Source organism: Acidobacteriota bacterium (assembly GCA_039683095.1).
GTDB lineage: Bacteria > Acidobacteriota > Aminicenantia > Aminicenantales > Saccharicenantaceae > RBG-16-66-30.
Window position 1 is genome coordinate 367,546 of sequence record JBDKSB010000001.1, and the last position, 25,527, is coordinate 393,072.

At 68.6% G+C, this 25,527-nt stretch carries 19 protein-coding genes; 16 read left to right on the forward strand and 3 right to left on the reverse strand.

Annotated elements, in window-relative coordinates; translation table 11 throughout:
- Positions 1-15 precede the first annotated feature (15 nt).
- Genes ABFD52_01685 through ABFD52_01695 form a run of 3 tightly spaced genes read left to right on the forward strand, consistent with a single transcriptional unit; the run spans position 16 to position 3,576 of the window.
- A complete protein-coding gene (locus tag ABFD52_01685) occupies positions 16-1,371 on the forward strand; it encodes an alpha-L-fucosidase (protein MEN6559470.1) in 1,356 nt (451 codons plus the stop codon).
- A gap of 41 nt (positions 1,372-1,412) precedes the next feature.
- Positions 1,413-2,654: a DUF362 domain-containing protein gene (locus ABFD52_01690; protein MEN6559471.1), complete on the forward strand. Its 1,242-nt coding sequence runs from the start codon at positions 1,413-1,415 to the stop codon at positions 2,652-2,654.
- On the forward strand, positions 2,641-3,576 hold the full coding sequence (locus tag ABFD52_01695) for a DUF6599 family protein (GenBank protein MEN6559472.1): 936 nt from the start codon (positions 2,641-2,643) through the stop codon (positions 3,574-3,576). Before ABFD52_01690 ends, ABFD52_01695 begins: the two co-directional genes overlap by 14 nt.
- On the opposite strand, the gene ABFD52_01700 is transcribed toward ABFD52_01695, so the two are convergent.
- On the reverse strand, positions 3,566-3,949 hold the full coding sequence (locus tag ABFD52_01700; protein MEN6559473.1) for a DoxX family protein: 384 nt from the start codon (positions 3,947-3,949) through the stop codon (positions 3,566-3,568). The two genes, ABFD52_01695 and ABFD52_01700, sit on opposite strands and share 11 nt — an antisense overlap.
- 138 nt (positions 3,950-4,087) lie before the next feature.
- Here ABFD52_01700 and ABFD52_01705 point away from each other — a divergent pair, with 138 nt between their 5' ends.
- On the forward strand, positions 4,088-5,863 hold the full coding sequence (locus tag ABFD52_01705) for a hypothetical protein (protein MEN6559474.1): 1,776 nt from the start codon (positions 4,088-4,090) through the stop codon (positions 5,861-5,863).
- 64 nt (positions 5,864-5,927) lie between these two features.
- Entirely contained in the window at positions 5,928-7,601 is a 1,674-nt protein-coding gene (gene ettA, locus ABFD52_01710; protein MEN6559475.1) for an energy-dependent translational throttle protein EttA, read from the forward strand.
- A gap of 22 nt (positions 7,602-7,623) precedes the next feature.
- Here ettA and ABFD52_01715 read toward each other — a convergent pair whose 3' ends face one another.
- Positions 7,624-8,205 carry a hypothetical protein gene (locus tag ABFD52_01715; GenBank protein ID MEN6559476.1) on the reverse strand — a complete coding sequence of 194 codons (582 nt, stop codon included), beginning with the start codon at positions 8,203-8,205 and terminating at the stop codon, positions 7,624-7,626.
- 315 nt (positions 8,206-8,520) lie between these two features.
- Here ABFD52_01715 and ABFD52_01720 point away from each other — a divergent pair, with 315 nt between their 5' ends.
- Positions 8,521-9,708 carry a DUF6600 domain-containing protein gene (locus ABFD52_01720; protein MEN6559477.1) on the forward strand — a complete coding sequence of 396 codons (1,188 nt, stop codon included), beginning with the start codon at positions 8,521-8,523 and terminating at the stop codon, positions 9,706-9,708.
- A gap of 142 nt (positions 9,709-9,850) precedes the next feature.
- On the opposite strand, the gene ABFD52_01725 is transcribed toward ABFD52_01720, so the two are convergent.
- Entirely contained in the window at positions 9,851-13,129 is a 3,279-nt protein-coding gene (locus tag ABFD52_01725; protein ID MEN6559478.1) for a S41 family peptidase, read from the reverse strand.
- A gap of 384 nt (positions 13,130-13,513) precedes the next feature.
- Between ABFD52_01725 and ABFD52_01730 the strand changes: the two genes are divergently transcribed.
- The 10 genes from ABFD52_01730 (at position 13,514) to ABFD52_01775 (ending at position 25,526) form a co-directional block, all read left to right on the forward strand.
- Entirely contained in the window at positions 13,514-15,085 is a 1,572-nt protein-coding gene (locus tag ABFD52_01730) for a peptidase S10 (GenBank protein MEN6559479.1), read from the forward strand.
- 124 nt (positions 15,086-15,209) lie between these two features.
- Positions 15,210-16,604 carry an amino acid permease gene (locus ABFD52_01735; protein ID MEN6559480.1) on the forward strand — a complete coding sequence of 465 codons (1,395 nt, stop codon included), beginning with the start codon at positions 15,210-15,212 and terminating at the stop codon, positions 16,602-16,604.
- 125 nt (positions 16,605-16,729) lie between these two features.
- Positions 16,730-17,209: a 4Fe-4S dicluster domain-containing protein gene (locus tag ABFD52_01740; protein ID MEN6559481.1), complete on the forward strand. Its 480-nt coding sequence runs from the start codon at positions 16,730-16,732 to the stop codon at positions 17,207-17,209.
- Between the two features lies 1 nt (position 17,210).
- Entirely contained in the window at positions 17,211-19,013 is a 1,803-nt protein-coding gene (locus ABFD52_01745) for an aldehyde ferredoxin oxidoreductase family protein (protein ID MEN6559482.1), read from the forward strand.
- A 14-nt stretch (positions 19,014-19,027) separates the two neighbouring features.
- Complete coding sequence (locus tag ABFD52_01750; protein MEN6559483.1) at positions 19,028-22,027, forward strand: proton-conducting transporter membrane subunit; 3,000 nt, start codon at positions 19,028-19,030, stop codon at positions 22,025-22,027.
- A 29-nt stretch (positions 22,028-22,056) separates the two neighbouring features.
- Positions 22,057-22,548: an NADH-quinone oxidoreductase subunit B gene (locus ABFD52_01755; GenBank protein MEN6559484.1), complete on the forward strand. Its 492-nt coding sequence runs from the start codon at positions 22,057-22,059 to the stop codon at positions 22,546-22,548.
- The gene (locus tag ABFD52_01760) at positions 22,545-23,468 is read left to right on the forward strand and encodes a complex I subunit 1 family protein (protein ID MEN6559485.1); all 924 of its coding nucleotides are present in this window, start codon (positions 22,545-22,547) and stop codon (positions 23,466-23,468) included. Before ABFD52_01755 ends, ABFD52_01760 begins: the two co-directional genes overlap by 4 nt.
- Positions 23,465-24,010 carry a 4Fe-4S dicluster domain-containing protein gene (locus tag ABFD52_01765; GenBank protein MEN6559486.1) on the forward strand — a complete coding sequence of 182 codons (546 nt, stop codon included), beginning with the start codon at positions 23,465-23,467 and terminating at the stop codon, positions 24,008-24,010. Before ABFD52_01760 ends, ABFD52_01765 begins: the two co-directional genes overlap by 4 nt.
- An 8-nt stretch (positions 24,011-24,018) precedes the next feature.
- Positions 24,019-24,453: an NADH-quinone oxidoreductase subunit C gene (locus ABFD52_01770; GenBank protein MEN6559487.1), complete on the forward strand. Its 435-nt coding sequence runs from the start codon at positions 24,019-24,021 to the stop codon at positions 24,451-24,453.
- The gene (locus ABFD52_01775) at positions 24,450-25,526 is read left to right on the forward strand and encodes a nickel-dependent hydrogenase large subunit (protein ID MEN6559488.1); all 1,077 of its coding nucleotides are present in this window, start codon (positions 24,450-24,452) and stop codon (positions 25,524-25,526) included. The genes ABFD52_01770 and ABFD52_01775 overlap by 4 nt, the downstream gene beginning before the upstream one ends.
- Position 25,527: the final 1 nt, after the last annotated feature.

The window sequence follows — 25,527 nt, forward strand, 5'->3', positions numbered from 1 at the left end:
ATGAGGATGGAAAGCATGAAAGCCAAAGCCGCGAAGATCCTGATCCTGGCCATCGTCCTGGCGGCGGTCACCCAGACCGCCGCGGCTCAGCTGCCGAAGGAGACCGAGGCCCAGAAAGCCCAGCGGATGCGGTGGTGGACCGAGGCCCGCTTCGGGATGTTCATCCACTGGGGGCTCTACGCCCTGCCGGCCCGCCACGAGTGGGTCAAGAACCATGAGCGGCTGACCAACGAGCAGTATCAGAAGTATTTCGAGATCTTCGACCCCGACCTCTACAACCCCCGGGAATGGGCCCGGATGGCCAAGGCCGCCGGCATGAAGTACGCCGTCCTGACGGCCAAGCACCACGAGGGGTTCTGCCTCTGGGATTCGAAATACACCGATTACAAGGCGACGAACACGCCCATCGGCAGGGATCTGGTCAAGGAGTTCGTGGAAGCCTTCCGGGCCGAGGGCCTGAAGGTCGGGTTCTATTATTCGCTCATCGACTGGCACCACCCCGACTACACCGTCGACCGGAACCACCCCCAGCGCGCCGAGAGCGACGCCGACTACGCCAGGCTGAACGCGGGCCGGGACATGGCCAGGTACCGCGAATACCTCAAGAACCAGGTCCGCGAGCTGCTGACGAACTACGGCGAGATCAGCATCATCTGGTTCGATTTCTCGTTCCCCGGCAAGAACGGCAAGGGCCGCGACGACTGGGATTCCCTGAACCTGCTCAAGCTGGCCCGCTCGCTCCAGCCCGGCATCATCGTCGATGACCGGCTCGACCTGGCGGACGTCGAGGGCGGCTGGGACTTCACGACGCCTGAGCAGGAAAAGGTGGCCAAGTGGCCCGAGCGCAACGGCCGGCGGGTCCCCTGGGAGACCTGCCAGACGTTCTCGGGGTCCTGGGGCTATTACCGCGACGAATACACCTGGAAAAGCCCGGCCCAGCTCCTCGAACTCCTGGCCGAATCGGTGAGCAAGGGCGGCAACCTCCTGCTCAACGTCGGGCCCACGGCCCGGGGAACGTTCGACGACCGGGCCCAGGCCAGCCTGAAGGCCATGGGCGACTGGATGAAGGTCAACGGCCGTTCGATCTACGGCTGCACAGAGGCCCCGGCCGGGTTCGTCGCCCCGCCGAACACGCTCCTGACCTGGAACCCGGCCGCCAACCGGCTCTACGTCCACCTGCTCGATTATCCGCTCGACCGGATCGTCCTGCCGGGGATGGCCGGCAAGGTGAAATACGCCCAGTTCCTCCACGACGCCTCCGAGCTCTGGATGAGCCCCGGGCGCGGGGACGGGGCCGCGGACCTGACGCTCTCGCTCCCGGTCCGCAAGCCGCCGGTCGAGATCCCGGTCGTGGAGCTTTTGCTGAAATAGAACCGAAGACCGTCTTCGGACCTGGCCCAAAGGAGAGGTTCATGAAACGATCCCCGTACCGCTCGATGCCCCCCGAGAACGCAGTCGGCCGCCGGGATTTCCTGCTGAAGGCCGGCGGGGCGCTCGGCGCCGGCTTGGTCATGACCGGCCGGAGCCTCGTCTTCGCCCAGCAGGCCCAGGGCCAGGCGCCCGCGGCCAAGCCGGCCGGGCAGCCGCCGAAACCCAAGACCAATATCGAGGACGCCCTCAAGGTCCCCCGGACCAAGTGGAGCCTGCCCGGGCCGTTCCCCGGACGGGTCGTCGAGGTCCATGACCCGGCGGCCATGCCCGACGGCAAGGTCGATGCGGCCGTGGTCGGGGCCATGGTCGAAAAGGGGATCCGCGGGCTGACAGGCAAGAGCCTGAAGAAGAGCTTCGGCCAGTTCTTCGCCAAGGACGACATCGTCGGGCTCAAGGTCAACCCCGTCGGCCCGGGCCTCATCAGCACCCGGCTCGAGGTCGTCGACGCCGTCATCGGCTGGCTCGCCTCCTGCGGCCTGCCGCGCCGGAACATCATCATCTGGGACCGCTTCGACTACATGCTCAAGGACGCCGGCTTCACGGCCGAGCGCTTTCCGGGCGTCGGGATCGAGGGCCTGCAGACGATGGACGAGGCCGCCGCCGAGGGCAAGACCCAGGACAACAGCAAGTGGCTCAAGGCCGACGGCAGCCATGTCAGCGCCCCCAATTTCGACCAGGCGGTCTACTACTGGGCCGACGTCGAGGGGCCCAAGGACCTGCCCTATCTCAACCAGCACGTCTTCAACGGCAAGCACTCCTATTTCGGCAAGCTGCTGACGAAGAAACTGACCAAGATCGTCAACCTGCCCGTGTTCAAGAACACCGGGAATGCCATCTCCATGGCCACCAAGAACATCGGCTACGGCGCGGTCTGCAACACCAACCGGCTCCACCAGCCGCTCTTCCTGGATGTCTGCGTCGAGGTGCCGGCCTTCTGGCCGGTGCGCGACAAGATGGTCCTGAACATCACCGACGGCCTGCGCTCCCAGTACGACGGCGGGCCGGACAAGAACGCCAAGTTCGCCTACATCGATAACCGGCTCTATTTCGCCTCCGACCCGTTCGCCCTGGACATGGTCTGCCACGGCAGGATCTTGGCCAAGCGCAAGGAGATGGGCGTGGCGGTCAACGAGAACCCGCGCTTCACGAACTATCTGCGCTACGCCGAGAAGCTCGGGCTCGGGGTCGCCGACCCGGCCAAGATCGTCCATGTCAAGGCCTGAGGGATCGCCGGGGCGGTGGAGAGCGGGACGCGCCGCCGCGCTGGCGGCCGTCCTCGCCCTCCTCTGCGACGGGATCCAGGCCCTCCCCGCCGCGGGCGCGGCGCGGACGGACGGCCAGGCGGCCGCCTCGTCCGCCCCGATCCCCGCTCCGGGATTCGCGCCCGGCTGGGCCGGGTCCGGGCCGCTCCGGGCGTTCACCGGCCAGGACCTCTTCAACCAGATCGACGGCGGGGCCGAGCTCTTCCTCGAGTTCGGCTTCGTCCGGCTCCGCCTCCAGTCGTACGCCCGCGGCCGGTCCGAGCTGACCCTCAACGCCTACGAGATGGAGAGCGCCGCGTCGGCCCTGGGCATCTACCTGATGAAGATGGGCAAGGAGAGCCCTTTCCCGGAAGTCGCGGCCCGCAATTCCAGCGAAGAGGTCCAGCTGACCATTCTAAAGGGCCGTTATTTCGTCCAGGTCGACAACCTCGGCGACGTTCCGGCATCGAGGGCCGAGGCGGCCGCCTTGGCCAACGCTTTCCTGGCCGGCGTGGCGGACGAGCCGGCCGCGACGCCGTTCGACGCCCTGCCGGCGGAGGGTCGCCTGCCCGGCTCCGAGCGACTGATCCGCGGGCCGTACGGGCTCCAGCCCTATTTCACCTTCGGGGAAGGCGATATCCTGTCGCTCGGAGGCCGGGTCTTCGGCGCCCTGGCCGGGTACCGGACGCGCGATGGATCGCCGTTCACCCGCCTGATCGTACCCTATCCGGACGCCGCGGCGGCGGCCGCGGCGCTGGCCCGTCTCAGGGCCAACCTGGATCCTTATCTGAAGATCACGGCAAGCCGCCCGGACGGGTTCGATTTCGTCGACTATCAGTCGAAGAAGGGGAGCGTCGGCCTTTCCGGCGCCGTCCTGGACATCCGCTTCAACGTCATTTCTTAGCCAGCCCCCACTTGACCGTCCCCCGCGCGGCTACGAAAAGGAACAGGAAACAGTAGAGCACCGCCAGCTCCCCGTGGTTCACGAGGGGAAAGGCCTGGCCGGTCAGCTGAAGCTTCCAGTGGACCTGGATGTAAGCCACGGCCATTTCGCCGCTGGCGATGAAGGCCGCGATCCGGGTGCCGAAGCCGACGGCGATGGCCAATCCGCCGGCGAGCTCGATCAGCCCGGCGAACCACAGCTGGGAGAACGCCGCCGGCCGGGTCCCGCCCAGGATGCCGAAGATCTTCTGGGCCCCGTGGAACGAATACAGGACGGCGGCCACGATCCGCAGCAGGGCGTAAGCCGTGTCGGAATATTTCGCGGGAAGCTTCATGGGTCCCCCTTCCGCGATCATGATAACAGAACCGGGCGCCGATGTCCTCCGCCGCCGCGGACCGGCCCCCCCCGGCGCTGGCCCGCCTTGATTTCCCCGCAGGCCGCGCCTATGATGGACGCGCAGAGGGGAAAGAACATGAAAACGATATCCGGACGCGCGGTCCGCGCCGCGGCCGCGGCTGTCCTGATCGCGGGCCTGGCCGGCTGCTCCCATAATACGGAGGCCGGGATCGGCGTCCTGGTGACCAACGCGCCGGCGACCCTGACGATCAACCAGGCGGTCCAGCTGACGGCCAACGTCGTCGACGATCCCTCGGGCGCCGGGGTCGATTGGTCCTGCGCCGGGGGAGGCGCGTTCGCCCCGGCCCACACCGCGAGCGGGGCGCCGACGGTCTTCACGGCCCCCGCGACCCCGGGCCTCGTGACCGTCACGGCGGCCTCGGCCGCGGACCCCTACGCCAGGGACAGCGCCCAGATCTCCGTCGTTCCCATCGGTTCGAACGCCATGCTCTCGGGCGCCTATGTCTTCGCCGTGCAGGGCGCGGACAGCTCCGGGTCCTACGCGGCGGCGGGCACGATCGTCGCGGACGGCAACGGCGCCATCACCGGCGGCCGGCAGGATTACTCCGACGAGACCCTCCAGGCCGGGCCCGACGCGGTCACCGGCACGTACGCCATCGGCCCGGACGGCCGCGGCAGCATCACGCTCGCCGTCGCCAACACGAGCCTTCCCAACAACGGCGTCGAGACCTTCAGCGTCGTCATGACCTCGGGCGCGCACGGCCTGATCGGCCAGTTCGACGGCACGGCGACATCGAGCGGCAGCCTCGACGCCCAGGCGGCGAGCGCCCTCGATCCCGCGGCGATCGCCGGCGCCTTCGCCTTCACGGCCCAGGGCGTCGACCTCTCGTACGGGCTGCCCCTGACCCACGGCGGCGTCGTGATCATGAGCGCCGCGGCCGGAACGATCGCGAGCGGCACGTACTTCGAGAACGACGGCGGCTCCACATATTCGTCGGCGACGGCCGGGACGCTGACGGCCCCGGACGGGTTCGGCCGCGGGACCATCGACCTCGGCGTCGGCGTCGCCTTCGCTTATTATGCCGTCCGGGGCCAGGTCCTGCGGCTCATCGAGAAGGACTTCCCATCCGCCATGACCGGTGGCGGCATGTACGGGCAGGGCCAGGCGGGACTGAGCCAAACATTCTCCGCGGCCTCCTTGAACGGGAGCTTCGTCCTCTCCCACGCGGGAGGAACGGGACACGGGGCTTTGGCCGCGGCCGGGCAGTTCACGGCCGACGGGGCGGGCAATTTCACGGCCGGGGAGACCGACCTCAACAACGCCGGCGTGGGCGCCTTCGCCTCGATCTCCGGGCAGTCCCGCTACACGATGGCCGCCAACGGCGCCGGCTGGGTCACGCTCCCTCCGATCGTGGACCAGCTGGGGGACGTCTCCCTGCTGCTGATCCTGGCGGTGGACCCGGACCTCAACCTGGTCGATCCGTCGAGCCCGACCGGGGGCGGCGGGGCCCTGGTGATGGATTTCGACGCCGGCGCGGTCGGGTCCGGATACGTCGTGCCGCAAACGGCCGGGACCTTCGACGGCAATTACGCCCTCAACCTGCAATTCGTCGGCTCGTCGGGGGAGAATGACTGGATCGGGCAGGCGGCGGCCTCGGCCGGGGCGCTCGCCGGGACCGTCGACATCAACGCCTCGGGGCAGACGACGGCCGGCGCCGGCTTCACGGGTGCGTTCGGGGCCGACGCCTCGCGTCCCGGCCGCTGGACGGGGACGTTCACGGCGGGCGGGACCACCCACGCTATCGCCTATTACCAGGTGAGCGACGCCGCTTTCATGATCGTCGATATGGACAGCGCCGACGTCGGGATCGGCCTCGTCCAGAAGCAATAGGGAAGGGCCGAAGGCCGGGCCAGGCGGGCTTCCTCCGCCGGGCGGATTCGGGTACAATCGCGGCATGCCTTCCGACACCCAAGTTATCTTCTCCATGTCCGGCGTCGGCCGGGTCCACCCGCCGAACAGGCAGGTCCTCAAGGACATCTCGCTCGGCTTTTACTACGGGGCCAAGATCGGCGTCCTCGGGCTCAACGGCGCGGGGAAATCGACCCTGCTCGGCATCATCGCCGGGCGGGACAAGGACTATATCGGCGAGGTCGCCCTGAGCAAGGGCTACACGGTCGGCCTGCTCGAGCAGGATCCCCGGCTCGACCCGGCCAAGACCGTCGTCGAGATCGTCCGCGAAGGCGTGCAGCCCGTGGTCGACCTGCTGGCCCGCTACGACGCGGTCAACGACAGGCTGGGCGACCCTGAAGCCGATATGGACGCGCTCCTGGCCGAGCAGGCCCGGCTGCTCGAGGAGATCGAGAAGCACGACGCCTGGAACCTCGACAACCACCTCGAGATCGCCATGGAGGCCCTGCGCTGCCCGCCGCCGGAGACGCCGGTGACCGTCCTTTCCGGCGGCGAGCGCCGCCGCATCGCCCTGACCCGACTGCTCCTCCAGGAGCCCGACATCCTGCTCCTCGACGAGCCGACGAACCACCTCGACGCCGAGTCGGTCGCCTGGCTCGAGCGGCACCTGCGGGACTACAAGGGCACGGTCATCGCCGTCACCCACGACCGCTACTTCCTCGACAACGTGGCCGGCTGGATCCTGGAGCTCGACCGGGGCGAAGGCATCCCCTGGAAGGGCAACTACTCATCGTGGCTCGAGCAGAAGCAGGCCCGTCTGGCCGTCGAGGAGAAGACCGAGTCGCGCCGCCAGCGGACCCTGGCCCGCGAGCTCGAATGGGTCCGCATGTCGCCCAAGGCCCGCCAGGCCAAGGGCAAGGCCCGCGTCACCGCCTACGAGAAGCTCCTCGGCCAGGATTTCGAGCGCTACCGCGACGAGCAGGAGCTGCCCATCCCGCCCGGGCCGCGCCTCGGCGATCTCGTCATCGAGCTCGAGAACGTGTCCAAGGCCTACGGCGACCGGGCCCTCATGGACGGCCTGTCGATCGGCATCCCCCCCGGGTCGATCGTCGGGGTCATCGGCCCGAACGGGGCCGGCAAGACGACCCTGCTCAGGATGATCACCGGCTCGGAGAAGCCCGACGCCGGGCGCATCCGGATCGGCGAGACGGTCAAGGTCGCCTACGCCGACCAGGCCCGGGCCCTCGACCCGGCCAGGACCGTGTGGGAGGAGATCTCGGGCGGCGAGGACATCCTCAAGGCCGGCGGCCGGGAGCTGAACACCCGGGCCTATTGCGCCTCGTTCGGCTTCGGCGGCGCCGACCAGCAGAAGAAGTGCGGCAGCCTCTCCGGCGGCGAGCGCAACCGCGTCCACATCGCCAAGGCGGTGTCGGAGGGGGGCAACGTCCTCCTCCTCGACGAGCCGACCAACGACCTGGACGTCAACACCCTGCGGGCCCTCGAGGACGCGCTGGCCGGGTTCGCCGGCTGCGCCGTCGTGGTCAGCCACGACCGCTGGTTCCTCGACCGGGTCGCGACCCATATCCTGGCCTTCGAGGAGGACGGCGGCATCCACTGGATCTTCGGGAATTACTCGGAATACCGCGAGGACCTTCACCGTCGCAAGGGCGCCGCGGCCGACCAGCCCCACCGGCTGAAGCACCGGACGCTGAGGCGCTAGCGCCGGGAAGGCCGCGCTCCCCTTAGTCGATCACGACATCGACCTGCCCGGCGATCTTCGGGTCCTTCTTGTCCCAGACCTTGAACGTGACCTTGTCGCCTTTCTTGAATCCGGGGTTCTTGAAGTAAGCCTTCGTCCGGAACCCGTTGAAGCTGAACATCCAGCCTTCGTCGACGGCCAGCTCGGTCCGCATCGTCAGGGGCGGATAGAAGTCGCTGCGCTCGGGGAAGTTGTAAAAGCGGATCCAGGACGCGATGATGCCTTCCTTCCCCAGGTGGCGATAGAAGTCGATGTCGTGGATCTCGCCCCTGTAGTCCTGGCGCAGCTCCCGGAGCGGGACCATCTTGTATTCCTGGCCCCCATAGACCATGGCGATCGTGTCCCGGGTGACGACGATCTCCTGGCTCTGGCTCTTGGCCGCCATGTAGATGACGAACATGACGTACGGGCTGTTGATCTGGAAATCGACAAGGGCGGCGTCGACGGCCAGGAGGATGGGCCCGTGCTCGTCGGCGAAGGCGCCCATGCCCAGATCGTCGGTCTTCTGCGCGTAAGCGGCGGCGCAAAGAAGCAGGATCAGCGGAACGACCCTCAAGATCTTCATCCGAAACCTCCTTGGATCAAGATGACATTCCCCGGTCCGGGGATCAGCCGGGATCCCCGCGAAGCATCCGACACCCCTCATTTAGCAAGGTTCATGCCAGGTTCGACGGGAGTGACGCCGCAGTTTTTCAGGCGTGAAGGCCGCTCCCCGTCCGGATGTTGAGGCCCTTTTCCTGCCGGACAGGATGCCGGCAGGCCGGGATCCGCGCCCGGCGAAACAGCACTCCGGGGAGGACGTCCGCGGCGCGGACGGTCCGCCGGCCGGCGGACCCTGGCATGGAGTTTGCATGATTAATGGGGAAAAAGGAGGTTGGCCATGAAGCGCATGCGCTGGATCCTTCTCTTGACCGTCGCGGCGGCGCTGGCCGGGACGGCCGGGCTTCGGGCGGAAGGGAGGCCCGGAAGGGGTGGCGCGCTCCCCACAGCCGCCGCCCCCCCGAGCGGCGGCGCCGCCCTCGACATCGGGTACTGCTACGATTACCTGGCGCCGTACGGAACATGGATCGGCCTGGCCCCCCACGGCTACGTCTGGTGCCCGCGGCATATGGGCTACCGCTGGCGGCCGTATATCGACGGCTACTGGATCTGGACCGATTGGGGCTGGACCTGGATCTCCGATTACGATTGGGGCTGGATGCCATTCCATTACGGCCGCTGGGGCTGGGACGATGATCTCGGCTGGTTCTGGGTCCCGGGGACCGTCTGGGGGCCGGCCTGGGTGACGTGGAGGTGGAGCGACCTCTATTTCGGGTGGGCGCCCATACCGCCGGGCCTCGATTTCCGGGCCGGGATCGACTTCGATGCGCTCGCGCTCGGCATCCCCTTCAACTTCTGGGTATTCGTCGGAGGATCCCATTTCCTGGACAGGGACCTCGGCCGCTATTGCCTGCCGTACGAGCGGAACGCGACGATCATCGGCCTGACCGCCCCCCGTAACCGCTTCGAGTTCCGAGGCGGCCGGATGGCGAACCAGGGGATCGACGTGGAGACCATCCGCCGGATCACCCGCCGGCAGGTCCTGCGCTACGACCTGGCGGATTCCGACCGCCCGGGCGGGGCCCTGGTCGCCGGGCGCTCTGCCAGGATCTACCAGCCGGGCTTTGCCGAGGACCGCGCGGCCCGGCCGAAGGAATTCCTGGACCAGGACCAGGCCCGCCGCGAGCTGGCGCCGGCCAAGGTCTTTGAGCCCCGGCGGGAGGCCAAGCCCGCCAAGCCGGATGCGGCGGTCCGGAAGCGGCAGGCCCAGGAGCGGAGCCTCATGCTGCAGAGCCAGGCCCAGGAGCGGCAGGACCTGGAGCGCCGCCGGAAAGAAGAGGGCCGGGCGATGAAGGGCGCGGACGAAAAGGCCAGGAGCCAGCAGGACTATCAGGCCCGAATGGCCGAACGGCAAAAGCAGCATCAGGACGAACAACAGAAGATGAACCAGCGGCATCAGCAGGACCGGCAGCAGGTCCGGCAGTCCGGTCCATCGAAGCAACAGGCGCCGCCGCCCCGGAAGAAATGAGGGGGAGCCCCTGAGCGGGCTCGTCCGGGGCGCGGCTCCGAATAGATAGCGGGCCTCGCTCCGGACGGGCCGGGCGCCGTCCCTGGCCATGGCGAGGAGGCGGCGCCCGGCCCGGGCCGGAGCCGTTGGATCCCTTCCGGCGCTATTTCTTCTTCAGCAGCTCGGCGACGGCCGCTTCGACCTGCTGGTCGCGGCCGGCCGACATGACGTCGGGGTCGTTCTTGACCAGGATGTCCGGCTCGAGCTGATTGTTCTCGCAGAGCCTGCCGTCGGGCATCCGCCAGCCGCCCTGGGGGATGCCGAAGCGCAGGGTCGGGTCGATCTGCGACTCCCACCAGACGAAAGTCCCCGTGCCGGGGACGGGCATGCCGAGCGTCTGGCCGATGCCGCGGACCTTGTACTCGACCGGGAAGAGATGGGCGTCCGAATAGTTGCATTCGCCCATCAGGACGATGGACGGCCTGATCCATTTGCCGTAGGGCTCGACGCCGACGATCTGGCCGCGGGGCACGATGTCGAAGACCTTCTTGCCGGCCAGGAAATCGGCCAGGGTGTCGTGGAGGTTGCCCCCGCCGTTGAAGCGGGTGTCGACGATCAGGGCCTCCTTGCCGGCGCAGAGGCCCATGACCTCCTCGATGACCACGCGGTAGCTGGAATCGCCCATGCTCCGGACGTGGACGTAGCCCAGCCGGCCGCCGGACAGGCGGTCGACCTCGGCCCGGCGGTTGCGGACCCAGCGCTGGTAGAGGAGGTTCCCCTCCTCGCCGAGGGAGATCGGCTTGACGGTTTCCTCCCAGCGGCTCCCCGAGACGGGATCGAACACCGACAGCAGGGTCAGCTGGCCGGCCTTGCGATTGAGCAGCCTGTAATGGTCGGCGGTCCGGTCGAGGGCCTGGCCGTCGATCTTCTCGATGACGTGTCCGGCCCGGATCCTGAGCTCGGCCTTGTCGAGCGGCCCGCCGGCCACGATCTCGGCGACCTTGAGGCCGGGGCCCGCGAAATCATAGTCCATGAACAGGCCCAGCGCGGCCGTGGCGTCGGCCGCCGGCTGGCGCTGGGGCGAATAATAACAGCCCGTGTGCGAGACGTTCATCTCGCCCAGGAGCTCGCTGACCATCTCGGCGTAGTCGTAGTTGTTGGCGATGAAGGGCAGGAACTTCTTGTAGACGCCGTAATAGCCGTCCCAATCGGCGCCGTAGAGGTCGGCGACGAGCAGCTTCTGCTTGATCTGCCGCCACATGTGGTCATACATGTAGGCCTTCTCGGCGGTCGCGTCGAAGGCCAGCTCGCCGCCGAGAGCGACCGGCTCGGACTTGCCGCTCTCCGGGTCGATCTTGACCACCCGGCCGTCGACGAAGACGACGAGCGACTTGCCGTCGGCCGTCATCTCCATGCCGGTCTGGTTGGCGCCGAGCTTGGCCAGGAGCTTGGTGTCCCGCGTCCGCGTCTCGGTCACCCAGAGGTCGTAGCCCTTCTCGAAGCGGGCCAGGTAGAAGAGCTTGTCGCCGTTCTTGGACAGGGCCTGATCGGCGATGTCGGCCGAATGGATGGTCAGGCGGACCTTGCGCCGCTCGATCCCGTCGAGCTCGAAGACGAGGTCCTTTTTCGGCTCCTCGGGCTTGACCGCGGCGGCCTTGTCCTTGGGTTTTTCCTTCTCGGCCTTGGCCTTGTCCTCCTTGGCCTTGTCCTCCTGCTCCTTGAGCAGGGCGAAATCCTCCTTGGACAGGCGGAACCGGTCGTAGGCGGCCCGGGTGAAGAACGTGCCGTAAATATCCATCTCGACGGCGCTGCCGTCGGTGTTGACGGCCCCTTCGCGCGTCGAGCCGTAGATCATCATCGTCCCGTCCATGGCCCAGCGGGGGTTGAAGGCGCCGAAGCCGTTCTTGGTCAGGTCGACGACCTGGCCCCTGCCGTCGCTCGAGACAAGCCCGACCTGGGGGGTGAAGAGACGGGTGAAGGCGAACTGGACCAGGAACCACTTGCCGTCCGGGCTCCAGCGATAGGACTGGTCGCCGTCGGAGTAAGAATAGTTATATTGGGCCGGCAGGATCGTCCGGGTCTCCTTCGTGGCCAGGTTGACGACCTTGAGGACGACGCGGTTCTCCAGGTAGGCGACCTCCTTGCCGTCCGGCGAGAACTGCGGCTGGTACTCCTCGGCCGCCGTGGCGATGACCGGCTCCTCCCTGAGGACGGTCGAGGCGTAGAAGTAGGGCTCCTCCTTGCGGACGATGGAGGTCGTGTAGACGTTCCAGTTGTTGTCGCGCTCGGCGGCGTAAACGACCGAACGGCCGTCGGGGCTGAAGCCGACGCTGCGCTCCTGGCCGGGCGTGCCGGTGACCCGCTTGGCGGCGCCGCCTTCGACGCTGCCGACGAAGACCTCGCCGCGGAAGACGTAGGCCATCTCCTTGCCGTTGGGGGAGAGCTGCAGCTCGGTGATGCCGCCCCCGACCGCCAGGGGCCGTTCGAGGACCTGGCGGCCGTCCTCGGCGATGCGGATATCGACGCGCCGGGGCTCCGCCGCGCCGGACTTGGTATAGATCTCGCCGTCGAACCCGAAGCACAGCAGGCCGTTGTCGGCGCGGGTCAGGAAGCGGACCGGGTTCCTGGTGAACGAGGTCACCGGCGTCGAGGCGGCCGGCCGGCTCAACGAGCTCTTGTAGACGTTGAACGAGCCGCCCCGCTCGCTCAGGTAATAGAAATCGTCGCCGTTCGCGTCGAAGACCGGATTGCGGTCCTCGCCCTTGAAGGTCGTCAGCATCGTGTTCTTCTTGGCCTTCAGGTCGTAGACCCAGATGTCGCGGGTGATGGCTGAAGTGTGATGCTTGCGCCAGTCGCTCTCGTAACCCTTCTGATCGTGGTAGATGATCCTGGCCCCGGACCGGTCGACCGTGGCCGCGATCGCCGGCTGGGTCAGCACGAGCGAGGCCTCGCCGCCGCCGGCCGGGACGCTGTAGAGCTCGGGGAACGTCGACGTCGGGAACTGGACATTGGCCGCCGCGTCCTGGCGGGCCGAGGTGAAGAGCACGGCCTTGTCGTCGGCCGTGAAGCTGCTGGGAACGTCGGAGGCCGAATGGTAGGTCAGCCGCCGGGCCTCTCCGCCCTGGGCCGGCATGAGGAAGACGTCGAAGTTGCCGTACCGGTCGGAGGCGAAGGCTATCCATTTCCCGTCATGGCTCCAGACGGGGGAGAAATCGTAGGCCTCGCTGATGGTCAGCGGGACGGCCTGGCCGCCCGCGGCGGGGACCTTGTATATATCGCCCTTGTAGCAGAACAGGATGGTCTGGCCGTCGGGCGAGACGGCCGGATATCTCAGCCAGAGCGGACGGTCCTGGGCCGCGAGGGGCAGGGCGGCGGCCAGGACGAAAGGCAGGAGAAGCAACCAGGCGAAAGACTTGGCCCGGGAACGGCTGTGGATCGACATGGATTCCTCCCTTGGAAATGACATTCCTTTCTATAGACGGGGGGAGCGACGGTTTGGTTTCCCCGGCGGAAGAGATATAATTCGCCTCCGCGTTCTTTCGGGCCGGGCCCGTCATCTCGCCGCGAGGAGGGGTTTCCATGAGCCGCATGACGCGCCGGGGCTTTCTGGGGACCGCGGCCGTGACGGCGGCGCTGATGGGGCTGCTCGGCGGACTATGAACCCGGCCCGGATCGCCCGAACCGGGCGCGGCGAACGAGAAAGCGGCCAGCGCGGAGCCGGCCCAGCCCATGAAACAACGGCTTTTCTTTTAGCCGGGCTGGGTCTAGAATCGTTGGCATATCGGCCGCGCTCGGCGGAAGGCGTGGTCGAGGAGGGAGAATGGAAATGAAGAACAGAGCGCTCATGGTCCTCTTAGCCGTCGCCGTGGTCACGTCTTTGGCCGGTCCCGTCCTCCGGGCCCAGCCGCAGGGCGCGCCGCCCTCCAGGCCGCAGGAGGCCAAGCCCTCGCCGGCCCCCCCGGCCGACCTCGCTCCCGTCCAGGAGCGGTCTTCCGTGACCGAACATACGATACGCATCAAGGGGCAGGTCATCCCATACAAGGCCGCGGCCGGGACGACGCTCCTCCGCGACGACAAGGGAGAGGCGACGGGGCTCCTCTACGCCGTGGCCTACACCCGGAGCGACGTCAAGGATCTCTCGGCCCGGCCCATCGCTTTCTTCTATAACGGCGGCCCGGGCTCGGCGTCGTTGTGGCTGCACGTGGGCGCCTTCGGACCGCGCCGCGTCTCCACCCTGGACGCCGCGTTCACACCGCCGGCGCCTTACGCCCTCGTCGACAATACCGAGACCCTCCTCGACAAGACGGACATGGTCTTCATCGACGCCATGGGCACCGGCTACAGCCGGGCCGCTGGCAAAGCCCAGGCCAAGGACTTCTACGGCATCGACGAGGACGTCCAGGCCTTCGCCCAGTTCATCCGGACCTACCTCAGCCGGAACGGCCGCTGGAACTCCCCGAAGTTCCTCGTCGGCGAGAGCTACGGCACCTTCCGTTCGGCCGCCCTGGGGAACGCCCTGCAGTCGCGGGACGGCATACACCTCAACGGGATCGTCCTCATCTCCTCGGTCCTCGACATGGGCACGATCACCTTCGGCTCCGGCGACGACCGGCCCTACATCTTCTACCTTCCGAGCTATGCCGCGGTGGCCTGGTACCACAAGGCGCTGAAGGACCGGCCGGCCGACCTCGGGGCCTTCCTGGCCGAGGTGCGCCGCTATGCCCAGGGCGAATACGCCGAGGCCCTGTTCAAAGGCGCCGCGCTTTCGCTCGCGGACAAGCAGGCCGTGGCCGCCAAGCTTTCCGCCTACACCGGCCTGGACGCGGACTATTGGCTCAAGGCCGACCTCCGGGTGACGCTGGCCCAGTTCAACGTCGAGCTCGAGCGCGGCCGCGGCCTGACGACGGGCCGTATCGACGCCCGGTTCACCGGCTTCACCCGCGATCTTCTGGCCGAGAACGCCCAGGGGGACCCCGAGGGCCCGGCCGTTGGCGGCGCCTTCACGGCCCTGATCAATGCCTACAACCACCAGGAGCTCCGGTTCGGCCAGGACATGGCCTACAACACTTCGAGCGGCGGGACCCGGGAGTGGAACTGGAGGCGCCTGCCGGCGACCGGCGGCTTTCCCGGCGCGCCCAATGTCCAAGGCGATCTCACCCAGGCCATGATCACCAACCCGCGGCTCCTCGTCCAGGTCGAGAACGGGTACTATGACATGGCCACGCCGTTCTTCGCCACCGAGTTCACCATGGCCCACCTCGGCCTGCCGGCCGAGCTCCGGGACCACGTCAAGCTGAATTACTATCCCTCGGGGCACATGATGTACCTGCACGACGAAAGCCGCGGGGAGCTCCACGACAATATCGCCGCCTTCATCGACCGGGCGACGGCGAGATAGGGCACGGCCCTCAGCACTAGCTCGCCCGGGGCCGGGAACGGCGCGGCGACGGAGATCTTCTTGGCCATTCGGGCTTCCCGCCGCCGGGGTTGCCTTAAGCGGCATGCCCGGATAAGATAGCCGCATGGCCAACCCCGAAACCTCGGCGTCCGACATCTCCCCTCAACCCGGCGATCATGCTCCCGTGTCGTTGCGCCGCGCCCTCGGCGTCGGCAGCGTCACCGCCATCGTCGTCGGCACCATGATCGGCTCGGGCATCTTCATCGTCCCGGCCACCGTGGCCGCCGAGGTCAAGTCGCCGGTCCTCATGCTGGCCGTCTGGATCGTCGGCGGCCTCATGAGCGTCTTCGGCGCCCTGTCGCTGGCCGAGCTGGCCTCGGCCTTCCCGGAGACCGGCGGCATCTATATCTATCTGCGCGAGGCCTACGGCCCGCCCGCCGGGTTCCTGTTCGGCTGGGCGCTCCTGCTGATCATCGACTCGGGCACCATCGCCACGCTGTCGCTGGCCTTCGCCACGAAGTACCTGCCGCACTTCATCCCCCTCGGCCCGGCCGGCCAAAAGGGAGCGGCCGTCCTGTTCATCCTGGCGCTCATCGGCATCAATTATATCGGGGTCCGGCAGGGCGCCTTCGTCCAGAACCTGCTGACCGTCCTCAAGTTCGCCGCCCTGGCCGGGATCGTGGCCTGCATCTTCCTTTTCGCCCGCGGCGATTGGGCCAACCTCACCCGGCCGTCCGCGTCCGCCCTCGGAGGGGACCTGGTCGGGCCCTTCGGGCTGGCCCTCGTGGCCGCGCTCTGGGCCTACAAGGGCTTCGAGGTGTCCACGTCCAACGCCGGCGAAACCAAGAACCCGTCCCGGACCATCCCCATCGGCCTCCTCGCCGGCTGCGGCCTGGTCACGCTCCTCTATATCCTGGCCAACGTCGCCTATCTCTACGCGGTGCCGGCGGCCGAGATGGCCGGGTCGGACCGGATCGCGGCCGCGGCCATGAAGGCCGCCGTCGGCCCGGCCGGGGCGTCCGTCGTCGCCTTCATCATCCTGTTCTCGATCATGGGGGCGGCCAACGGCCACATCATGACGGGCCCGCGCGTCTACTATGCCATGGCCAAGGACGGGCTCTTCTTCAAGAAGATGGCCGGGATCCACCCCAGGTTCCGGACGCCCCACAACGCCCTGCTGGCCGTCGGGGCCTGGAGCATCATCCTCAGCCTGATCCCCGGAGGCACCTTCGAGCAGCTCCTGAAGTACGCGGTCTTCGGCGCCTGGATCTTCCTCGGGCTGGCCGCGTTCGGCGTCATCGTCCTGCGGAAGAAGCGGCCGGACCTGCCCCGGCCGTACAAGACCCTGGGCTACCCGGTGACGCCGATCCTGTTCGTCCTGTCGGCGCTGTTCGTGATCGTCAACACGCTCATCCAGAGCTTCTGGAACGCGTTCGCCGGCCTGGCCCTCATTGCCCTCGGCATCCCGGCCTACCTTTACTGGAGCAGGAAGAGGAGCCGGACACCTGCCGGTCCTTGACACCCGGACCCCCCGCGCCTAATATGAGATTGACCGGGGGGTGAGGCGGTTCGACGCGTCCTGGCCGATTCCTTTTAGCGAATGACGGGGGTCGTCCCTCCGGTCGACGAAAGGAGGGGGCCGCCATGGCAAAAGTCCTGATGATCCATGCCGACAAGTGCACCGGCTGCCGGAATTGCGAGCTCTCCTGTTCGGCCTACCATGAAGGCCGGTTCCGGCCGCGCCTGTCGAGGGTCCATGCCTACGCCTGGGAGCGGGAAGGCCTGTCCGTTCCGATGATGTGCCAGCACTGCGATGACGCGCCGTGCATCGCCGTCTGCCCGACCGGCGCGATGCGCCGCAACAAGGCCGCGAACTCGGTCGATTGGAACAAGGACGCTTGCATCCGCTGCCGCATGTGCACCATCGCCTGCCCGTTCGGCAACGCCGTCTACGATTCCGAAAGCAACGCCATCGTCAAGTGCGACCTCTGCGCGGGCGACCCGGAATGCGTCAAGTTCTGCCCCAGCGAGGCCCTGACGTTCCTCGAGGGGACCATCGCCGTCCGGGCCCGGAAAAAAGCCTATGCCGCGAAGTTCAAGGAAGCCTTCAAGGAGGTGAGCTGACATGTTCGGCTGGACCGGGACCATCCTGAGGGTTGATCTGAGCAACGGGAAGATCGTCAAAGAAGCCCTGGATCCGGACCTCGCGAAGACGTACATCGGGGCGCGGGGCCTCGGGGCCAGGATCATCTCGAACGAGGTCGATCCGGCCGCCGACGCGCTGGGCCCGGCCAACAAGCTCATCTTCGCCGCCGGGCCCCTGACCGGCACGTACGCCCCGTCCTGCGGCCGCTACGACGTCGTCGCGAAGGGGCCGCTCAACGGGACGATCGCCGGCTCCAATTCCGGCGGCGCGTTCGGCCCCGAGTTGAAATACGCCGGCTACGACCTGGTCATTATCGAGGGGAAGGCGGCCAGGCCCTCCTACCTCTGGATCGACGACGCCAAGGTCGAGATCCGGGGCGCGGAGCACCTCTGGGGGAAGATCGTTCCCGACGTGACCGACGCGCTCCGGGCCGAGACCGACGAAGAGGCCAAGGTCGCCTGCATCGGTCCGGCCGGGGAGAACCAGGTCCTGTTCGCCTGCGTCATGAACGAGATGCACCGGGCGGCCGGGCGGACCGGCGTGGGCGCCGTGATGGGATCTAAGAACCTCAAGGCCGTCGTCGTTTCGGGCAGCGGCTCGGTCGCCGCGGCCGAGCCGGAGGCCTTCAAGCAGGCGGTGATGAAGGCCCGCAAGAAGATCCAGGACCATCCCGTCGGGGGGAAGGGCCTCAAGGCCTACGGCACGGAAGTCCTGGTCAACATCCTCAACGGCGTCGGCTGCCTGCCCACGCGGAACTTCCGCGAGGGGTTCTTCCCGACGGCCGACAAGGTCGGCGGGGAAACGCTGTCCGCGAACAATCTCGTCCGGCCCAAGGGCTGCTTCTCCTGCATCATCAGCTGCGGCCGGGTCACCCGCGTCACCGATCCGAAGTACGAGGGCTACGGGGAGGGCCCCGAGTACGAGACGGGCTGGTCGTTCGGGCCCGCCTGCGGCATCGACAACCTGGACGCCATCATCAAGGCCAACTTTCTCTGCAACGAGCTGGGCCTCGACACGATCACGATGGGCTCGACCATCGCCTGCGCCATGGACCTCTTCGAGCACGGCCTCCTGACCCCGAAGGACACGGGCGGCCTGAGCCTCCGGTTCGGGGACGCGGACGCCATCGTGGAGCTGACGAAGAAAACGGCCTTTAAGGAGGGGCTGGGGGCGAAGCTGGCCCTGGGCTCTTACCGCTTCGCCGAGAGCTTCGGCCACCCCGAATACTCGATGACCTGCAAGAAGCAGGAGATGCCGGCCTACGACCCGAGGGGCGTCATGGGGATCGGCCTGCACTACGCGACGGGCAACCGCGGCGGCGACCATGTCCGGGGATACACGATCGCCGTCGAGGTCCTGGGCAATCCGGTGAAGATGGACCAGTACGAGACGAAGGGCAAGGCCGAGCTGGTCAAGACCTTCCAGAACCTGACCGCCGCCCTCGATTCCTCCGGGGCCTGCCTCTTCTCGACCTTCGGCATCGGCGCCGACGAGCTGGCCGAGATGCTGAGCACCGCGACGGGCGTCCCGTACTCGACCGCCGAGTTCATGAAGGCCGGCGAGAGGATCTGGAACATGGAGCGCCTGTGGAACCTCAAGTCCGGCCTGTCGGCCAAGGACGACAGGCTCCCGGAACGGCTCCTCAAGGATCCCATCCCGGCAGGGCCCTCCAAGGGCAGGGTCAACCTGCTCGGCAGGATGCTCCCGGAATATTACGAGATCCGGGGCTGGGATAAGAACGGCGTGCCGACGGCGGCGAAGCTCAAGGAGCTGGGTCTTTAGCTTCCGCGGACGCCATGACCCTGCCGCCGTCGTTCCTGCTCGCCCCCGTGGGCGTCCTGCTGGCGGGGGTCCTCGTCATCGCCCTGTGCGGCCGCGTCCTCGGCGCAAAGGGCAAGGGCTGGGTCGCGTTCGGGTTCGGGACGGCCGCCCTGGCCTGCGTCCTTCTCCTGTTCCTGACGACGTCCCGGGGCGGGGTCCTGGACCTCAGGCTCGCGCCGTGGGACGGCCCGATCGTCCTGGCCTATCACGTGGACGGCCTGAGCCAGCTCTTCGCCCTGATGGCCGCCGGCATCGGCGCCGCCGTCCTCCTCTTTTCAGTGGGCTACATGGCCCGCGACCGCGCGGCCTCCCGGTTCTACATGCTCATGCTCGCGTTCATAGCCGGCCTCGTCCACCTGGTCTACGCGGCCGACCTGTTCCTGATGTACCTGAGCTGGGAGATCATCGGCCTCTGTTCGTTCCTGCTCGTCGGGTTCTGGTACCAGGATCGCGAGGCGGCCCGGGGGGCGCGGAAGGTCCTGGTGATGACCCACATCGCCGGATACGGCTTCCTGGCGGCTGTCCTCGTCATCCATGTCCGCGCCGGAACGACGCTGTGGACCGATCTGCGGACCGGCGCGGCCTTCTCGACGACCGTCTTCCTCCTGATGCTCGTCGCCGCCGTGGCCAAGTCGGTCCAGTTCCCCATCCATACCTGGATCCCCGATGCCATGGCCGCCCCCACGCCCGTCAGCTCCCTCCTCCACGCCGCGTGCTACGTCAAGGCCGGTGTCTACCTGGTGGCCCGGATGCACAGCCTCGTCCCCTGGCCGGACGCCTGGCAAAGCCTGGTCGTCTGGATCGGCACGGCCAGCCTGCTCGTCGGCGCGCTCTTCGCCATGGTCCAGTCCGACTTGAAGCGGCTGCTGGCCTTCAGCACCATCAGCCAGATCGGCTACATGATGCTCGGGCTCGGGCTGGGCACGCCGCTGGGCATCGCGGCCGGCCTGCTCCATTGCCTCAACCACGGGCTGTTCAAGGGCGGGCTGTTCCTTTGCGCCGGCAGCGTCCAGCACGCGACGGGGACGAAGGACATGGACCTGCTCGGCGGGGTGGGACGGCGGATGCCGGCCACGATGACCCTCTGGCTTATCGGCGCCGGGGCCATCGGGGGGGTCCCGCTCCTGAGCGGCTTCGTCAGCAAGTGGCTTATCTACAACGCCGCCCTGGAGGCCGGCCGCGTCGTGCCGGCCCTCGCGGCCTGGATCGGGAGCGTCCTGACGGTCTTCTATTTCCTCAAGGCGACGACCGGCGTCTTCCTCGGCGACGCGACGCCCGCCGCCGGCGCGGCCCGGGAGGCGCCGCGGACGATGCTGGCCGGCGGCATCCTCCTCGCGGCCGGCACGATCGTCCTGGGCCTGGCGCCGCAGCTGGCCGTGCGCTTCGTCATCAACCCCCTCCTGCCGGCCCTCGGCGTCCGGCCGGTCATCGGCGTCTCCTGGCTCGGACTGACGGCCGGGACGGGGACCTGGTTCTCCACGGCCGGCTTCGCGCTCGTCCTTCTGGCCGTCGTCGCCGGGCTGGCAATCTACGCGATGGCCCGGCCGGTTCGGGCGCGCGGGGAGGCCGGCCGAAGCTCCCCCCCGATCGCCGCCGCGCCGTTCATCGGCGGCGAGCCGATGGCCGCGCCATCGCGGCTGAGCGCGCGGGACTTTTCGCTCATCGTCCGAACGGCCCTCAGGCCGTTCTACCGGTGGGCGGACATGGACCTCTATTACGACGCCGTCCAGAAGGGCATCGACGCGGTTTGCCGGGCGGCCGCGCGGGCCGGGCGCTGGATCGAGGCGCGCGCCGTCCCGGCCCTCATCGTCCTGTCGGGCCTGGTCATCCTGGCCGTCGCGGCCGCGGTCCCGGGCGGCCGGGTCGCGGGGAGCGAGGCGGCTTTCCCGGAAAGGCCGCTGCTCATCGGGGCCGCCGCCGCCCTGGCCGCCCTTCTGTTGAGCGCGGCCGCGGCGCCCGGGCTGCGGCGCCGGCTTCCCCTGATGGCGGGCGCGGGGCTGGCCGCCGTCGCGGGACTGCTGCCCATCGCCGCCCCGGCCAGGATCGCCTTGCTGGAGATCGCGGCCTTCGCCGCCCTCTATATCGTCTGGAAGACGAGCCGGTCGGCCCCGGCCGGGAAGGCCTATCTTGCGGCCGTCGTCATCTCCGCCGCGGCGACGATCGCCGGGAACCTGCTCAAGGCGAACGGCCCGGTCTCCGTCGTCATGGCCCTGACAATGACGGGGGTCGCCGTCAAGCTGGCGCTCGTCCCCCTGTATGTCTGGCTTCCGCTCGTCGCCGAGTCCGTCCCCGCCGTCGTCGTCGGCTTCGTGACGGCCGTCGTGGACATCGCCGCGTTCGGCGAGCTCCTGGCCTTGAGGCAAAGCGCGCCCTGGCTTTTCGCGCCGCCCTGGCCCTGGCTGGCCCTGGCCCTGGTCTCGGCCCTGGCCGGGGCCGTCCTGATGCTGGGTCAGAAAGACCTCAAGCGCCTGCTGGCCTTCTCGACGATCGAGGACATGGGCTACCTCGTTCTCGGGGTGACGGCGGGAGGCGCGCTCGGGTTGACCGGGGCCGCCGCCGGGGCGGCCGTCCACGCCCTGGCCAAGGCCCTCCTTTTCGCCAGCCTGACGAAGCTCGAAACGGACGGCGCGCCTCTCGGCCTCCCCGCCGGGGGGATGGCCTCGCGCTATCCGGCGGCCGGCGCGGGCTTTCTCTTCGGGGCCCTGGCCATGCTCGGCATCCCCCCGACCGCAGGCTATCCGGCCCGATGGAGGCTGTATGAATGCGCCGGCCGGACCGGGCGGTACGCCCTGGCTGTCCTGCTCGCCGCCACGGCCCTGGCCGTGCTGGCTTACAGCCGGGCGATCGCCGAATACTGGTGGGGCCCGGGAGACCAGGGCCGGAAGCGGGAGCCGGCCGCGCTGACGGCCGCCTTCGCCGGCCTGGCGGCGCTGCTGCTCGTGTTCGGGCTCCTGCCACGGCTCCTGACAGGGTGAGGGCCGAGGGGAGAAGGAACGGTGGAGCTATGAGCGTCATCGACAAGCTGGTCGCGAGATCGCGGCGGCGGTCGCCCTGGCTCTTCCGGCTGAACGCGGGGGGATGCAACGGCTGCGACATCGAGTTCTCCGCCTGCCTCAGCCCGCGCTACGACGTGGAGCAGACCGGAGCCCTGCTCGTGGGCAGCGCCAGGCATGCCGACATCCTTTGCGTCACCGGGCCCGTCACCCGGGGCTCGCTGGCGGCGCTGGAGACCATCTTCGCCCAGATGGGGGACCCGAAGGCGGTCGTGGCCGTCGGGAACTGCCCGGCGACCTGCGACGTCTTCGCGGGCAGCCCCGTCATCGCCGGCCCCCTGGACGGCCTCGTCCCCGTGGACGTGTTCGTCCCCGGCTGTCCGCCGCGGCCGGGCGACATCATCGAAGGCATCGCCCGGGCCGTCGCGGCCCTGCCGGCGAAGGGAGCGCGGGGCGGGAAGAGGGACGCGAAAAGGAAGAGGGGAGCCGGGAAGAAGACATGAACGCCGGAAGGGCCCTGGTCGGATTGCTGGTGTTCCCGGGGCTTCTGTACGCCCTGCCCGCCGCCTGGCTCATGCTCTGGATCGAACGGAAAGCCCGGGCGAGGATGCAGGGCCGAATCGGCCCGCCGTTCTATCAGCCCTTCTTCGACTTCGTCAAGCTCATGGCCAAGAGGACGGTCCCCCTGGCCCCCTTTGACGCGATCCTGGCGGCCGGCCTGCCGATCCTGGCCGGGTCCTCGCTCCTGGTCGCCCTCGGCCTGCTGCCCGTCCTGTCGGGCCCGGGCGGTTTCGCCGGGGACGTGATCCTGCTGGTCGCCCTGCTCGAGGTCCCGGGCCTGGCGGCGGTCCTGGCCGGTTTCGCCTCGCGCTCGATCTTCGGCCAGCTGGGCGGCGCGCGCGAAGCCGTCCTGAGCGTCGTTTCGAGCGTGCCTTTTCTGGGCGCCGTCGTCGCCCTGGCCATCTCGGCCCGCAGCCTCCGTCTCGTCGAGGTCGCGTCCGGGCCCGCGGCGGCGGTCCGCTGGCCCGCCGTCATCGCCCTGGTCCTGTGCCTGCCCCTGAAGCTGAGGATCAATCCCTTTTCGCTGGTCAACGCCGAGCAGGAGATCTACGCGGGTCCGCTGACCGAATACGCCGGGCCGAAGCTCGCGCTCTGGGAGCTCGTTCACGGGATGGAGTGGGTCGCCTGGACGGGGCTCGCGGCCTGCTTCGGCCTGCCGCTGCGTTCGGGCCGTCCGGCCCGGGACATAGCGCTGATGATCGCCGGATCGTTCCTCCTGGTCGTCCTCCTGGCCGTCGCGGCCGCGGGGACGGCGCGTCTGAAGGTCCGGCAGGCCGGCCTGTTCTATTGGAGCTGGGGACTGGGGCTGACCCTGCTGGCCCTTGTCCTGGCCGTCATCCCGCGAGGGGGAGGCGGCGGATGAGCATCCTGGGCGTCATTTCCCGGAACCTGGGAAGGCGGAGGATAACGATCCGGCTTCCGGGCGAAGCCCCCCATCCCGACGGGTTCCGCGGCGCGGTGGCCATCGACGAGGGCAAGTGCGTCTGCTGCGCCATGTGCCGTTATGCCTGCGTTTCCGAGGCCATCGCCGTCAACTACCTCGCGGACCGGTTCACCTGGGATTATCGGGCCGGCCGCTGCACCTTCTGCGGCAAGTGCGTCGAGGTCTGCCCCGCGGCGGCGTTGTCCCAGAAGCCCGACAGCCTGCCTCCCTACGAGCGGCCGGCCGAGCTCGACAGCAGCCATACGATCCTCTATCCGCCCTGCGCCGAATGCGGCCGGCCGGCCCTGCCCATCACCGATGCCGTCCTCCTCAAGGCCTTCAAGGAGATCGGCGAGGACGTCGTGTCGTGGAGCCGGCTCTGCCTGAGATGCCGCCGCCGGAGGTCTTCGAGGGGCGCGGCGGCCGGACTGAAGGCGGCCCTCGGCCGGGAGACGGAGAAGGCGGATAAGCCGCGACCCTAGGAGCCGATATGGACATGGACGCGATCCCCGCCGCCATCGGAGCGGCGGACGGGTGGAGGAGGAAGCCGGACGGCTGGTGGCTCGACGCCCCCGGGGCCGATCCTTTGGCGATGGCCAGCGTCCTCTTCGAAGCCGGGGCCCGGCTCGTCACCATGACGGCCGCGGCCCGCCCGGGAGGGGAGTACCGGGTCGTCTATCATTGGGACCTGGAGGGACGGGTCCTGAACATCGCCGTCATGACGAAGGAGGCGGCCCTGCCCAGCATCGCCGCGGTCCTGCCGGCGGCCGATTGGATCGAACGGGAGATCCACGACTATTTCGCCGTCCGATTCGCCGGGCGCGACCTGCCGCCGATCTTCCTCGCCCCCGGGGAAGCCGCCGGCGTCCTGCGCTGGGACCTCAAGTGGGAAGGCCCGGAGAAAGGAGGCCGTGATCGGGGATGAGCTACACCGTTCCCCTCGGGCCCTATCATCCCGCCTTCGAGGAGCCATGCCGGATCGACGTGACCTGCGAGGGCGAGATCGTCAAGGACGCCGTGATCCGCCTCAAGTTCAACTTCCGCGGCGTCGAATGGCTGGCTGAACGGAGGAATTACCTCCAGGCCGTGGCCCTCATCGAGCGGGTCTGCGGCATCTGCTCGAACGTCCACGCGATGACCTTCTGCCGCGCCCTGGAGACCCTGGCCGGCCTGGAGGTCCCCGAGCGGGCCCGGGCCATCCGCGTCGTCGTCGCGGAGCTCGAGCGGGTGACGTCCCATCTTCTCTGGACGGGCCTGGCCGCGGAGATCATGGGGTTCCAGACGCTGTTCATGGCCTGCTTCGCCGTCCGCGAGAGGGCCATGGACCTGCTGGAGACGATCTCGGGGAACCGCGTGAACTACGGCATGAACCGCATCGGCGGCGTCACCCGGGACATCGCCGATCCCGGGGCGGCCCTGGCCGAGGTCCGGAAGCTCAGGGAGGAGACGGCGGGGAGGATCGCTCCCGTCTTTCTGAACGACCGGACGGTCAGGGCCCGCTGCGCCGGGATCGGCATCCTGCCCGGGGACCAGGCCAGGGCCTGGGGCGCGGTCGGCCCGACGGCCCGGGCCTCGGGTGTCCCCCAGGACATCCGCAAGGCCGCCCCTTACGAGGCCTACGGCCGCTACGAGTTCCGCGTCCCCGTCCAGGCCGAGGGCGATGTGAACGCCCGGGTCGTCGTCCGCCTGCTCGAGCTCATGGAGACGTACGGCATCCTCGAACAGGCGCTTGCGACGATGCCCGGGGGCCCCCTGGCCGGTCCGGAGTTCGTCGAGATCCCGGCGGGCGAAGCGACGGCGCGGTCCGAAGCGCCGCGCGGGGAATGCTTCTATTATGTCGCGGCGGGCGGCACGGACGCCCCGCTGCGGGTGAAGATCCGGACCCCGAGCTTCGTCAACCTGCCGCTCGTCCGGATCATGGTGCTCGGGGCGAACCTGGCGGACGTCCCGCTCATCAACGCTTCGATCGACCCGTGCTATTCCTGCACCTGCCGCTGAG